The sequence below is a fragment of the Anoxybacillus sp. P3H1B genome, assembly GCF_001560855.1.
Lineage (GTDB): Bacteria > Bacillota > Bacilli > Bacillales > Anoxybacillaceae > Anoxybacteroides > Anoxybacteroides rupiense.
Window position 1 is genome coordinate 76,140 of record NZ_LPUG01000016.1, and the last position, 12,846, is coordinate 88,985.

General features: G+C 43.3%; 14 protein-coding genes and 1 pseudogene. 10 read left to right on the top strand and 5 right to left on the bottom strand.

Features of this window, described 5'->3' with window-relative positions:
- Positions 1–190 precede the first annotated feature (190 nt).
- Positions 191–1,087 (top strand): lipoyl synthase, encoded by an 897-nt coding sequence (gene lipA, locus AT864_RS10325; RefSeq protein WP_066148836.1) that lies wholly within the window; start codon positions 191–193, stop codon positions 1,085–1,087.
- Positions 1,088–1,127: 40 nt separating this feature from the next.
- Here lipA and AT864_RS10330 read toward each other — a convergent pair whose 3' ends face one another.
- The gene (locus tag AT864_RS10330; protein ID WP_369815528.1) at positions 1,128–1,751 is read right to left on the bottom strand and encodes a YhcN/YlaJ family sporulation lipoprotein; all 624 of its coding nucleotides are present in this window, start codon (positions 1,749–1,751) and stop codon (positions 1,128–1,130) included.
- Between the two features lie 167 nt (positions 1,752–1,918).
- Here AT864_RS10330 and AT864_RS10335 point away from each other — a divergent pair, with 167 nt between their 5' ends.
- On the top strand, positions 1,919–2,194 hold the full coding sequence (locus AT864_RS10335; RefSeq protein ID WP_044742343.1) for a YutD family protein: 276 nt from the start codon (positions 1,919–1,921) through the stop codon (positions 2,192–2,194).
- Between the two features lie 317 nt (positions 2,195–2,511).
- On the opposite strand, the gene AT864_RS10340 is transcribed toward AT864_RS10335, so the two are convergent.
- Together AT864_RS10340 and AT864_RS10345 are read right to left on the bottom strand one after the other, a co-directional pair.
- On the bottom strand, positions 2,512–2,787 hold the full coding sequence (locus tag AT864_RS10340) for a cytosolic protein (RefSeq protein ID WP_369815525.1): 276 nt from the start codon (positions 2,785–2,787) through the stop codon (positions 2,512–2,514).
- Positions 2,788–2,915: 128 nt separating this feature from the next.
- Positions 2,916–3,182, bottom strand: a complete 267-nt coding sequence (locus AT864_RS10345; RefSeq protein WP_066148842.1) for a DUF3055 domain-containing protein — start codon at positions 3,180–3,182, stop codon at positions 2,916–2,918.
- Positions 3,183–3,297: 115 nt separating this feature from the next.
- Between AT864_RS10345 and AT864_RS10350 the strand changes: the two genes are divergently transcribed.
- From AT864_RS10350 to AT864_RS10360, 3 genes are all read left to right on the top strand, one after another.
- Positions 3,298–3,735, top strand: a complete 438-nt coding sequence (locus AT864_RS10350; protein ID WP_066148843.1) for a DUF86 domain-containing protein — start codon at positions 3,298–3,300, stop codon at positions 3,733–3,735.
- An 83-nt stretch (positions 3,736–3,818) separates the two neighbouring features.
- Positions 3,819–4,457, top strand: coding sequence for a metalloregulator ArsR/SmtB family transcription factor (locus tag AT864_RS10355; RefSeq protein WP_044742342.1), 639 nt, complete (start codon positions 3,819–3,821; stop codon positions 4,455–4,457).
- Between the two features lie 331 nt (positions 4,458–4,788).
- Positions 4,789–5,559, top strand: coding sequence for a TIGR01457 family HAD-type hydrolase (locus tag AT864_RS10360; protein ID WP_066148922.1), 771 nt, complete (start codon positions 4,789–4,791; stop codon positions 5,557–5,559).
- A 263-nt stretch (positions 5,560–5,822) separates the two neighbouring features.
- On the opposite strand, the gene AT864_RS10365 is transcribed toward AT864_RS10360, so the two are convergent.
- Positions 5,823–6,308 carry a phosphatidylglycerophosphatase A gene (locus AT864_RS10365; RefSeq protein ID WP_066148845.1) on the bottom strand — a complete coding sequence of 162 codons (486 nt, stop codon included), beginning with the start codon at positions 6,306–6,308 and terminating at the stop codon, positions 5,823–5,825.
- A 438-nt stretch (positions 6,309–6,746) separates the two neighbouring features.
- Between AT864_RS10365 and yutH the strand changes: the two genes are divergently transcribed.
- From yutH to thrB, 5 genes are all read left to right on the top strand, one after another.
- Entirely contained in the window at positions 6,747–7,751 is a 1,005-nt protein-coding gene (gene yutH / locus AT864_RS10370) for a spore coat putative kinase YutH (protein ID WP_066148847.1), read from the top strand.
- A gap of 267 nt (positions 7,752–8,018) precedes the next feature.
- A complete protein-coding gene (locus AT864_RS10375; protein WP_066148848.1) occupies positions 8,019–9,014 on the top strand; it encodes a D-glycerate dehydrogenase in 996 nt (331 codons plus the stop codon).
- 176 nt (positions 9,015–9,190) lie between these two features.
- Positions 9,191–10,489 (top strand): homoserine dehydrogenase, encoded by a 1,299-nt coding sequence (locus AT864_RS10380; RefSeq protein WP_066148924.1) that lies wholly within the window; start codon positions 9,191–9,193, stop codon positions 10,487–10,489.
- Positions 10,489–11,550 (top strand): threonine synthase, encoded by a 1,062-nt coding sequence (gene thrC / locus AT864_RS10385; protein WP_066148851.1) that lies wholly within the window; start codon positions 10,489–10,491, stop codon positions 11,548–11,550. Before AT864_RS10380 ends, thrC begins: the two co-directional genes overlap by 1 nt.
- Complete coding sequence (thrB, locus tag AT864_RS10390; RefSeq protein ID WP_066148853.1) at positions 11,547–12,476, top strand: homoserine kinase; 930 nt, start codon at positions 11,547–11,549, stop codon at positions 12,474–12,476. Before thrC ends, thrB begins: the two co-directional genes overlap by 4 nt.
- A gap of 44 nt (positions 12,477–12,520) precedes the next feature.
- Here the strand turns inward: thrB and AT864_RS10395 are convergent.
- A pseudogene (locus AT864_RS10395) lies at positions 12,521–12,822 on the bottom strand (NifU family protein).
- Positions 12,823–12,846: the final 24 nt, after the last annotated feature.

Consider the following 12,846-nt stretch of genomic DNA (forward strand, 5'->3'; position numbering starts at 1 on the left):
CCAGAGAGATTAGTTTATACACATCTTCCTACTCCTTTCAGAAAATCTGATATCATTAGTTTGAGGAGATTGGCGGTTTTCATAAATATTAAAAATTGGAAGCTGCAAGCGGTTACGACAATTTCCTTTGTGTTCAACCTTGCTTTTTTTTATAATAAAAATGTGTAAATAAATTATTGGAGTGTGAAAAATGGCTACAAACGAAGAACGCATTCGCAAACCCGATTGGTTGAAGATAAAGCTGAATACGAACGAAAATTACATCGGCCTGAAAAAAATGATGCGCGAAAAGCAATTGCATACCGTTTGTGAGGAAGCAAAATGCCCGAATATCCATGAATGCTGGGCTGTAAGAAGAACGGCCACCTTTATGATTTTAGGGGATGTTTGTACGCGTGCATGCCGTTTCTGTGCGGTCAAAACAGGTTTGCCGACTGAGTTGGATTGGAAGGAACCGGAAAGAGTGGCCGATTCCGTGCGCATTATGAACTTAAAGCATGTTGTTGTAACAGCTGTAGCGCGTGATGATTTAAAAGACGGAGGAGCGGCTGTGTTTGCGGAAACGGTACGTGCGGTTCGCCGCAAAAATCCGTTTACGACCATTGAGGTGCTTCCGTCTGATATGGGTGGAGTATATGAAAATTTAAAAACATTAATGGATGCTCGGCCTGACATTTTAAATCATAATATCGAAACCGTCCGCCGTCTCACTCCAAGAGTTCGTGCCCGCGCTACGTATGAGCGCTCCCTTGAATTTTTACGGCGTGCTAAAGAATTGCAGCCGGATATTCCAACTAAATCCAGCATTATGATTGGACTTGGGGAAACAAAAGAAGAAATTATTGAAGCGATGGATGACCTAAGGGCTAATCATGTTGATATTTTAACGATTGGACAATATTTGCAGCCGACAAAAAAACATCTTAAAGTGCAAAAATATTATCATCCGCATGAATTTATGGAATTAAAAGAAATAGCGCTAAGTAAAGGATTCAGCCATTGCGAAGCTGGACCGCTTGTGCGCTCTTCTTACCATGCGGACGAGCAGGTGAATGCGGCTGCGCGCCAAATGAACCAGCAAGTATAAATGTCAAAAGGTCCTGTTTTTTGTAAACAGGACCTTTTCGTTATTTTGCTTTTGTTTCTTTTGGTGTGCCATCGCGAAAATCACGATCGAGACGATCGTTCATTTCATGAATCATTTCGCCATTGGCATTTTCTCCGTCACTCAGCTTCCGACCTTGCGGATATTTAAGCATGTCTTTAATCGTTGTGTCGAGAATTTGGTCAATATTTTGGCTGTTCGAATCTAAACGGCCAAAGCGTTCGATTTCTTTTATCATTCGCGGGTCATCCGCTACATAGACATGATAGTAGCGCGGTACGACAGAAAGGGCGGTTTTTTTCACTTGATCGGCTGTCTCCAATCGGTTTTTTGTATCTGTATCGTAAGCAATGAGCACTTCCTCATCCGTTACCAGCGTCGCCGCATCATTCACATTTGGCAGCTGTACACATAATTTGCTAATTAAATCGGCGACCCGTTCGCGATTTAATGTTGGCAGCGCCCCATAAGATGTTCGATCTCCCATAATTGGGCTTTTTTGATGGCGGACGTAACCGAAGTTATTCAGCCTTGAATCATTGCCGTTTGGAACGCCTTCGACATTATATAAATCATTTCGATCGGTGACATTAATCGTATTTCCATTTCGTCTATATAAATCCCCGTTGTTGTTATCCTCTGCCATTTGCGCACATCCAGTGAGAGACACGACGGCGCCAATGGAAAAAGCAAGGACCGTTTTCTTCACTATAAACACCCCCTCGTTTTCATCATTCCTTTCTATGCAAACTTTCATAACAGTAATTGATTGGGAGTGCTTCATCATTTATGATAAAGGATGAGGTGAAAGAAATGATTTGTATTAACAATACATGCTATGAGTTAGTTGAAAATGTGAAAAACGGGTTCAATGAAGAAGCCTTTCGGACACGCTATGCGGACATTTTGAATAAATACGATTATATTGTTGGAGACTGGGGATATAATCAGCTACGGCTGCGAGGCTTTTTTGACGATCATAATCAAAAAGCGACATATGATACAAAAATTAGCACATTATCCGAATATTTGTATGAATATTGCAATTTCGGCTGTGCTTATTTTGTATTACGAAAAGTTAAAAAATAAGCATGGCTGAGATGGTAGGCAAATACAGTTTACATGATGCCTTCTTTCTAACAGGTGATCATTTAACACCCTCCATGGAGAAGTCTCCCACCTTTACACGAAGGGAAGGTGGGAGGAAGGGGTTCATGTATAGAGTGATGGCGCCTTTTTCTGCTTCAGACGGTCTTAAAGACGCTTGCCAGATAAAGATAACCGAGCAAAGATAAGAATGAAATAAAGAAGTTCATGAGCGGATGGGTGAAAAGAGGGGCTTAGAATGAAGGCGTTCGTCAATAGGATGGCTATCTCAAGAGATATGAGATAGCCATGTTTTTTCGTTAGTCATTAAGCTGATCATACGGAGGCTGTTCATCCCTCGCCGGATCATCATGAGGTGGATGGGCTCCTGGATATTGGCGTGGAATATTTTGATGGAACGCTTTATATTCATAATTAAAGCTGCTGTAATAGCGTTGCCCTTCATGCCAAGGTGTACTTTTATTTTGGACAGGTTCCTCTTTCCTGATGGGAGATCCGTATGGACCATCGGGAAATTCTTCAGATGTAAGAAAGTCTCTCCGTTTTTCGACACTGGAAAAGTCCGTATAAGGCATTTTGTTCATCCTCCTTCATCTAAGGGGATGTTTATAATATGCCCCTAAAATGAACACGATATGAATAACGGGAGCAAAAATGGCTCTCTCCGCTTTGTTACAGGCAGGAGACTTCTCGGTGGATGGTGTTAAATCACCTCAAATAAGAAAGAACGCAAATCGTTGGCATCTTCTTCACTTAATTGGTAAGCATGCTCTAAATAGCCTGGCTCTTCAAGATCATCCTGCCCGATAATGGCAAACCGATTGCCTTGCATATCAAGAACGAGATATTTTCCATAAAAGCGGTCGGTTTGAACGATCGCCAAGTCAAAGCGCTGCCGCTGGCCAAGGAAGCTAACAAATCTTGTCTTGGATTCAACGGCATCATCATATAAAAAAAATCGTTCACTCATGCGTTGCACCTCCAAAAAAGTCGATACATTCATCTTACCAGACGTTTATGCGATCTGTCTCCGTTTGTTATAATACACTATAAAGGGGTTTAATTGAAAAGGGAGGCAGGATGACATGTATTTTGTTGATCGCGCTAAAATTGAAGCAACCTTATGTTATATGGAACGGCTATTAAGGATTTATGAACAACAGGCGGAATGGGAGGGAGAAATTGTCCAGCTCGCATTTGAACGTATTGCCCATCTTTGTATTGATGCCGTGCTTGATGTAGGAAATGCGATGATTGATGGCTTTATTATGCGAGATCCAGGCAGTTATGAGGATATCATTGATATTTTAACAGATGAGAAAGTCATCACAAGCGCTCAAGCTCAAGAGTTAAAAGCCATTATTCAATACCGGAAAATGCTTGTGCAGCAGTATACAGAACAAAACCATTCCGAGCTGCTTGCAATATTCCGACGGGCGCTGCCAGCTTTGCAGTCGTATCCAGCTTCGATTCGCATATACTTAGAAAATGAACTTGGGCCTGTTTCAGCGTTTCGCAATTGATCATTGATTTTTGAAACTTTTTTGTTTAAAAATTGTGTAAATGTCAGAAATAACGTAAAATGAGGGAGAGGACGGTGAACGAGATGAATAATCAATCCTCTTCCACGAAACAGCAATTGCTGCAGCTGTTGAAAATAGAAAAACGGCTGACCGCGGGTGAACTAGCCAAGCGGCTAGAAGTGAGTGAGATGGCTGTGCGCCGCCACCTTCATACATTGGAGCGCGACGGTCTTGTTCAGGCAACGCTTGTTCGCCAAGCGATGGGAAGACCAACGAATGTATATGAGCTGTCGGAGAAAGGGGAAGAACGTTTTCCGCAGCATTATAAACAGCTCACGATGGACTTGCTCAAGGAGCTGGAGCATGTAGCGGGAGCCGAAATGCTGGAAAGGCTTTTTCGAGCGAGGACCGAACGGCTCAAAGCAACATATGAGCGTGATTTTCAGAAGAAAACATTTGAACAAAAAATGAAGCGGCTCTTAAAGCTGCAAAATGAGCAAGGATATATGGCAAAAGTCAAGAGGGATGAAGACGGAACGTACCATCTCATTGCGTATCATTGTCCCATTTCTGAAGTGGCTAAAGAATATCATTCTGTTTGCTCGTGCGAACAGCAGCTTTTTCGCCAGCTTTTGGACACTTCCGAAGTTGTTTTACGCACTTGTATAACAAAAGGAGACGACAGGTGCCACTATCAAATAAAAGAACAGACAGGTGAATGATAAAAAACAAGAACGCTCTATTTATGCAATAAAGGGCGTTTTTGTTTTTGCGTTCAGGCTCTTGATCGAATGGATGTTAGTATAAGTGTCGCTGTTTCATAAGGAGCATATATTTTGTCATTCCAGCGGGTTTGTTGTTAATATAACCTTGTTTTACGGTTGTAACGTTTCCTGCAACCCAATACTTATATCAAGGAGTCACAAATGGAGTGCCAACGTTTTTCTCCATGTCCTTATGAACATCATGCAAAAAAGAAAGGAGGAAGGCGCATTCCTCTCCCCCTTACTCCCTTTAGTCGTTGGAGCGGGGGGCTCCTGCGCCAAAAATATGATGAAGAAATATAAAGGCTATTTAATTGATCTGGACGGAACCATGTACCGTGGAACAGAATGTATTGCAGAAGCAAGAGAATTTGTAAAAGAGCTGCATCGGAGAAATATTCCTTATTTATTTGTTACCAATAATTCCTCACGCACGCCAATGCAGGTGGCTGAAAAGCTGAAGTCATTTGATATTCCAGCGACTGAACAACAGATTTTCACAACAAGCCAAGCGACAGCGAACTATATTTTTGAACAAAAACCGGACGCTTCGGTCTATATCGTTGGTGAGGACGGAATTCGTGAAGCCTTAAAAGAGAAAGGATTTACATTTGCAGCAGAGGATGCTGAATTTGTTGTAATGGGCATTGACCGCACGATTACATATGAAAAGCTGGCCATCGCTTGTTTGGCTGTGCGCAATGGCGCTACATTTATTTCGACTAACGGTGATATCGCGATTCCTACAGAGCGCGGGCTGTTGCCTGGGAATGGATCATTGACAGCTGTGGTCGCCGTTTCTACGCAAGTGTCCCCTATTTTTATTGGTAAGCCCGAAAAAATCATTATGGAACAGGCATTAAAGGTTCTAGGAGTGCCAAGAGAAGAAACATTAATGATCGGTGACTATTATGATACGGATATTAAGGCAGGGATGAACGCAGGAATCGACACATTGCTTGTACACACTGGCGTTACTACAAAAGAATTGCTAAAGCAATATGATCAGCAACCAACTTACACGGCAGATTCGCTTCAAGAGTGGCTGGAAAGGCTTTGATGTGCCGATGCTCCATTCATAGCTCAAGGTTCGAGAGAAGAAGTATACCATGAAAAAGGGTGCCTGCTCATTCAGGCACCCTTTCCGATGAAAGCAGAAATAGGCAATGGATAGCCCATATGAAGGTTCGTCCCCATCACTTTGTTTAGAGGTGGGGGATAAAACATCGTCTACGATGATCACCTAATAATAGGCATTTTCTTTGCTTATTTGCTGTTGTTTTGCGTCAACATCAAGAATGGAATGTTCCGCTAACGTTCGCTTTATTTTTTTTCATGGGCGGCACGGTGTGCCAAGCGGCTTGAAGCTGCTGCTGCGATGGCTCCGACAATGTCATCTAAAAATGTATGGCATTTTCCTGTTGATTTATCATTCAAATATTGGAGAATCCCCGGTTTTTGTTTATCAATGTAGCCGTAATTGGTAAAGCCAATCGATCCGTATACATTCACAATCGATAAGGCGAGAATTTCATCTACTCCGTATAGTCCTTCATCTCGATGGATAATGGATTGAAGAGGTTCTTCCAGCATCCCTTTTTCCGCTAATACATCCAGCTGTATTCCTGTAAGAATCGCATTTTGAACTTCACGTTTGGAAAGAACACGATTCACATTTTCAATGCATTCTTCCATTTTTAAGTTTGGATGGTATTTGGATTGTAGATAGTATACTAAGTCAGCAATATCTTCGATTTTGACGCCACGTTTTTCTAACCAATTGCGAGCTGTTTGTTCGAGATTTTCCATTGATTTCACCTATTTCTTTTATAAAGTGTTTTGTATTGTATATGTTTGCTGCCGTGTAAACGTGTCTAATTTATGCATGATATCACGGGTGTTGATAGTTAGACCGCTTCATTGCAGCCTGTCTGCCAGCCGGACATCGATGATTAGCTGCCTTTTTGAAAATAAACAGCGATGGCTGTCTGCTTTGCTTGTATTTTGATCAATGAAAGCATCGCTTTGTTTTTTCCTGATCAAGCCTTGTCAATAGCGATCATGCCTATACCATACTGTCGCAATGTTTTAGCAAAACAGAGGAAAATCCATCTCCATTGAATTTGTTAGTATTATACTCAAAAAGCGAAATAGGGCGCAAATATTTTATGTTTATGCTGGCTCGACAGATTATACAAATTTTTCTTATGCTCTCCTCATATACTTTGTTGAAGGAGGATGAGAACTGTGCGTGAGGTCATTAACGATGAATACGGGCTAAGTATAGAGCAGACAGAGAAGATGGGAGAGTATGATACATTTCTATTCAAAAATGAACGATATATGATTGTTCCTGTTGAACAGCGAACGAGTGAGGAAGTTAATGAGTTGTATCAGATGGGAATGTACTTGCACGCGAAAGGAGATCTATCAGTCGCTTCTTTTGTACAGACCAAAACAGGTACGATCATAGCCTATCATCAAGACCGGCCTTTTGTTGTTCTGCGTATTTATCCGCACGTATATACGCGAACGATTCCAATGGGCAAGGAATTAGCAAAGCTGCATGAACAGGGGCGGCATTTTCCAGCCTATGTTGCCCACTGTAAGCGAATTGGTCGATGGAAGGAATTGTGGGGGCAAAGGCTTGATCAGATGGAGGCTTTTTGGAAGGAAAAAATAAAGATGCCACGAGAAGCAGAGTTTGAGCAGCTGTTTATTGAATCCTTCCCATATTATATGGGGCTTACGGAAAATGCTATTCAATACATCACGGATACGGAACTGGATGAACAGCCGTATTTTGTTGATTCGGCTACCATTTGCCATGAACGAATTGCCCACACCCTTTGGGCTGAAGGAAGAGAAGTCAAGCTACCGACAGATTGGGTATATGATCATTGCGCGCGCGATTTGGCAGAATGGGTGCGAGCCTTATATATGAAAGAAGGAAGAAGCGATGATGAGCAAATTCGCCGCTTTTTCCGTGAGTACGAACGTTTGACGCCGTTGTCCGCTTTTGCTTGGCGGCTTATCTACGCCCGTTTAGTATTTCCGCTTCACTATTTTGAATGCATTGAAGGCTATTATTCCGCCAATAAAGAGGAAGAAAGGCATGGACGGGAACAGATGCTTCGCACCATTTTGGCCAATACAAGAAACTATGAGCAGTTTTTAGCCACTTTTTATGACCGGCTTGAGCTTGTTCGCCGCTTCCGGTTGCCAACCATTAAATGGCTATCGCCTGCCTAGTCTTTTATATATGTGAAGAGCATCCTATAGACATGCACGGTCGGCAAGCCAATCGGCTTGCCGACTTCAGCAGAAAAGCGAGAACCCCAGCCCTGTTCATTGATTTGTTTTGAATCATCAATACCTATGCTTTTATAAAAATGTGATGTATTTAATTGGCTTGCTTCTGTGATTGTAAGGCCAATCGATCAAGAGAAATCTTTTTTTTCGTTTTGTTTATGATAAGATGAAAAAGAAAGATGATCGTATAAGGAAGGAGACGGGGCAATAGTGAAGCCGTATGTTTTTATTACGAGAAAATTGCCAGATGAAATCATTGCACCTCTCAAGGAATATGCGGAAGTGACGATGTGGCCTTACGAAGATGTAGCTGTATCAAGAGAAGTTTTGTTGGAGGAAGCGACGAAAGCGGATGCGCTATTAACGATGCTTTCAGAGCAAATCGATAGGGAAATAATGGAAGTTGGGAAATCGTTGAAGGTTGTCGCCAACTTAGCTGTCGGTTTTGATAATATTGATGTCTCACTGGCAACGGAGAAGGGAATCGCCATTTGTAATACACCAGATGTATTAACGGATACAACCGCGGATTTAACCTTTGCGTTATTGTTAGCTGCTGCGCGTCGTATGGTAGAGGCTGCTGAATTTATCAAAAGCGGCGAATGGAAAAGCTGGAGCCCTTTTCTATTGGCGGGAACGGATGTTCATCATAAGACGATTGGAATTGTTGGAATGGGAAAAATCGGCCAAGCGGTGGCCAAACGCGCTGCAGGGTTTGACATGAACATTTTATATCACAATCGGTCGAGAAACGAGCAGGCGGAAGCGCAGCTTGGCGCAGTCTATTGTTCTTTTTCCGAGCTTTTGCAGCAATCTGATTTTATCGTTTGCTTGACTCCTTTAACGAAGGAAACCCGGCACCTCTTTAATCGTTCCGCTTTTCAAATGATGAAGCGTTCCGCGATTTTTATCAATGCGTCAAGAGGGGCGGTTGTCGACGAAGATGCCTTGTACGAGGCGCTTGTTCAACAAGAGATTGCAGGTGCAGGATTGGATGTGTTTACAAAAGAACCGATTGATCCTTCTCATCCGTTGCTTTCCTTAAAAAATGTCGTGGCCTTGCCTCATATTGGCAGTGCAAGCGTTGAAACGCGCTGTAACATGATGGAATTATGCTGCCAAAATATACTGGCTGTCTTAAAGGGCGAGACGCCAAAAACGCTTGTAAACAAAGAATGGTTACTCAACCGTCACAATGCGTAATTCCCCGCTATGCGGGGAATTTTTATGAATAAAAAATTATCTGAATTTACTTGATGTTAAGCGTTTTCAGAATATATGATAATAAAATAATCATTGTAAAAGAAAAGTATATCTTTTATAATGTCTACTATAAAAGAACAAATGTACATATAGGAGAAACAAAAGGGGTGGAAAATGTGGCAAAACCGATTGCAGTAGGCTTATTAGGATTAGGAACAGTGGGGAGCGGTGTAGTTAAAATCATTGAAAACCATCAGGATCAGCTTATCCATCAAGTGGGTTGCCCTGTTGTCGTGAAAAAGATTCTTGTGCGCGATGTATATAAGGAACGTGATGTTCAGGTGAACACTTCATTGCTGACGACCCGTGCTGATGAGGTGATCAACGATCCAGAGATCGATGTGATTATTGAGGTAATGGGCGGAATTGAAGAAACGAGAAGGCATCTTTTGCAAGCATTACAGCAAGGAAAGCACGTAGTGACGGCTAATAAAGATTTAATGGCCTTATATGGTTCGGAATTGCTGGCCACAGCAACAGAAAACGGATGCGATTTATTTTATGAAGCCAGCGTTGCAGGGGGCATTCCCATTTTGCGAAGCCTTGTCGAGGGATTAGCTTCTGACCGCATTACAAAAATGATGGGGATTGTCAACGGAACGACTAATTTTATTTTAACGAAAATGTGCAAATACGGGATGCCTTATGAGCAAGTGCTTGCAGAAGCCCAGGCTCTTGGCTATGCGGAAGCCGATCCGTCCGCGGATGTTGAGGGATTGGATGCAGCCAGAAAAATGGCGATTTTGGCCCGTCTTGGTTTTTCTATGAATATCGATTTAGAAGATGTACAAGTAAAAGGCATTACGGATATTACGGAAGAAGATTTAGATTATAGCAAACGTTTAGGTTATACGATGAAATTAATCGGCATTGCCCATCGTGATGGCGATAAAGCCGAAGTCAGCGTGCAGCCGACGCTGCTTCCTGATTCACACCCGCTTGCTTCTGTGAGCGACGAGTACAACGCTGTATATGTATACGGGGAAGCCGTTGGAGAAACGATGTTTTATGGACCCGGAGCAGGCAGCTTGCCAACCGCGACCGCTGTCGTATCGGATTTGGTAGCGGTGATGAAAAATATGCGGCTTGGCGTCAACGGTAGAAGTGCAGTCGCCCCGCAATACGAGAAGCGTCTAAAATCACGTTCAGAAATCTTTTCTAAATATTTTGTACGCATCCATGTGAAGGATGAGGTGGGGGCATTTGCTAAAATTACCGCGATTTTCGCTGAACAAGGGGTAAGTTTTGAAAAAATTCTTCAGCTTCCGCTTAAAGAAAAAGGGCTGGCCGAGATTGTCATTGTTACTCACAGGGCTTCACAGCAGGCTTACGAAGACATTTTGCAGCGTTTAAGGGATCTTGAAATTGTTCATCAAGTCAAAAGCTCGTACCGCGTAGAAGGGAATGGAAATTGATGATGTGGAAGGGATTATTGCATGAATATCGTCATTTTTTGCCGATTACAGAAAAAACCCCGCTTCTTTCACTAAATGAAGGAAATACTCCGCTTATTCGTTTGGAGCGTTTATCGAGGTTGCTTGAAATCGATCTTTATGTAAAGGTCGAAGGGGCCAATCCAACGGGCTCATTTAAAGACAGGGGAATGGTTATGGCTGTCGCCAAGGCGAAGGAGGAAGGAAGCCATACGATTATATGCGCTTCGACAGGAAACACCTCTGCGGCAGCGGCTGCGTATGCGGCGAGAGCAGGATTGCGCTGCATTGTTGTGATTCCGCACGGGAAAATTGCAATGGGCAAGCTAGCTCAGGCCTCGATTTATGGAGCGGAAATTTTCGCCATTGAGGGCAATTTTGATGAAGCCTTGAAAATGGTGCGCCGGCTTAGTGAAATGGCGCCAATTACCCTTGTTAACTCGGTCAATCCATATCGAATCGAAGGGCAAAAAACAGCGGCCTTTGAAATTTGCGATCAACTGGGAAAGGCACCGGATGTACTAGCGATTCCTGTTGGTAATGCAGGAAATATCACCGCTTACTGGAAAGGGTTTAAAGAGTATCATGAAGCGAAAGGCACGGGTCTTCCAGAAATGCGCGGGTTTGAAGCAGAGGGGGCGGCAGCGATTGTCCGCAACCAGGTCATTACTCAACCAGAAACGATTGCAACCGCGATTCGCATCGGCAATCCAGCAAGCTGGAATCAAGCGGTGCAGGCCGCTAGCGAATCGAAAGGGAAAATTGATGAAGTATCCGATCAGGAAATGGTGACGGCCTATAAGCTTCTTGCCAGAGAAGAAGGCATTTTTGCCGAGCCAGCTTCATGCGCATCCCTGGCAGGGGTCATCAAGCAGAGAAATAACAAGGAAATCAGCAGCGGAAGCACAGTCGTTGCCGTGCTTACTGGAAATGGATTAAAAGATCCGGCGATTGCCATCGATGTGGCAGAAATCAAGCCGCTTGTTCTCCCAAATGAGGAGCAGGTCGTATTTGAGCATATTCAAGGGGCTGTTCGCCAATGAAAGAAGGAGAGATGCTAAAGATCGTTGTTCCAGCCAGTACGGCTAATCTAGGACCTGGATTTGATTCTCTTGGTCTTGCCGTTTCTCGTTATTTAGAATTGGAAGTGCATAAAGGCGATGAATGGCGCTTTATTCCTCAAACGGCTGAAGTTCAAACGATCCCTCAAGGAACGGAAAATTTGATTTTTCAAGTGGCAGAACGTCTTGCCAGCCAGTATGGGCGTGCTCTGCCGCCTTGCGTTGTCAAGGTATCCAGCGATATTCCATTTACGCGCGGACTTGGGAGCAGCGCTGCCGCTGTTGTCGCTGGAATTGAATTAGCTAATGAGCTTGCGGACTTATCCTTGACAATAGAGGAAAAAATACGGCTGGCTGCTACTTATGAGGGGCACCCTGACAATGTTGGCGCTTCATTATATGGAGGACTGGTCATTGGCAGTCATCGTAATGAGGAAACGACGATTGTCCATCTTTCTGATATTGATCTCGATTTGGTCGCCGTCATTCCCAGCTATGAATTGGAGACAAAAAAAGCACGCAGCGTTCTGCCGCAATCGTTCACTAGGGCAGAAGCAGTAGAGGCAAGCGCTATAAGCAATGTTTTAGTCGCTGCACTGCTCATGAAAAACTGGGAGCTGGCCGGAAAGATGATGGAATGCGATTTATTTCATCAGCCGTATCGTCAAGAGCTGATTCCAGAATTACCGCTTGTCCTGCCGTTTGCGAAGGAATATGGAGCGTTTGGTGTAGCGTTGAGCGGCGCAGGGCCAACCATCCTTTGTTTTGTTGAGCCTGGAAAGGGAGAACATGTAAGAGAACGATTGGCTCCTCATTTTCGGCATTGCCAGGTTGAAACGTTAACCGTCGAGCCAAAAGGAAGTCAAGTGTATAAAACAACCTTAGAAGCATATGAAATGGATAGGTAAAAGAAAAGAAGGGCGTCCCGCTTAGGACACCCTTCTATTTATGTTTAGAATACTTGCTCTACTTCAACGACTCCTGGCACTTCTTCTAAAAGAGCACGTTCAATTCCGGCTTTTAAAGTGATGGTTGAGCTTGGGCAGCTGCCGCAAGCACCAAGCAAGCGCAATTTAACTACGCCGTCCTCAACGTCGACAAGCTCGCAGTCACCGCCATCGCGAAGAAGGAATGGGCGCAACTTATCTAACACTTCTTGTACTTGTTCTTTAATTTCCAAATCGCTCATTCTTATCGACTCCTTTCCTTAACTTTATTATAATCGGTATAAAGAAAAAAATCTAATAACTTTATTTGTCATAGAGAGGAAAGGTGGCC

Bases quoted from the DNA above. Each gene is read 5' to 3' on its own strand.
- lipA (WP_066148836.1), top strand. From the start codon at position 191: ATGGCTACAAACGAAGAACGCATTCGCAAACCCGATTGGTTGAAGATA.
- AT864_RS10330 (WP_369815528.1), bottom strand. From the start codon at position 1,751: ATGGCAGAGGATAACAACAACGGGGATTTATATAGACGAAATGGAAAT.
- AT864_RS10335 (WP_044742343.1), top strand. From the start codon at position 1,919: ATGATTTGTATTAACAATACATGCTATGAGTTAGTTGAAAATGTGAAA.
- AT864_RS10340 (WP_369815525.1), bottom strand. From the start codon at position 2,787: ATGCCTTATACGGACTTTTCCAGTGTCGAAAAACGGAGAGACTTTCTT.
- AT864_RS10345 (WP_066148842.1), bottom strand. From the start codon at position 3,182: ATGAGTGAACGATTTTTTTTATATGATGATGCCGTTGAATCCAAGACA.
- AT864_RS10350 (WP_066148843.1), top strand. From the start codon at position 3,298: ATGTATTTTGTTGATCGCGCTAAAATTGAAGCAACCTTATGTTATATG.
- AT864_RS10355 (WP_044742342.1), top strand. From the start codon at position 3,819: ATGAATAATCAATCCTCTTCCACGAAACAGCAATTGCTGCAGCTGTTG.
- AT864_RS10360 (WP_066148922.1), top strand. From the start codon at position 4,789: ATGAAGAAATATAAAGGCTATTTAATTGATCTGGACGGAACCATGTAC.
- AT864_RS10365 (WP_066148845.1), bottom strand. From the start codon at position 6,308: ATGGAAAATCTCGAACAAACAGCTCGCAATTGGTTAGAAAAACGTGGC.
- thrC (WP_066148851.1), top strand. From the start codon at position 10,489: ATGATGTGGAAGGGATTATTGCATGAATATCGTCATTTTTTGCCGATT.
- thrB (WP_066148853.1), top strand. From the start codon at position 11,547: ATGAAAGAAGGAGAGATGCTAAAGATCGTTGTTCCAGCCAGTACGGCT.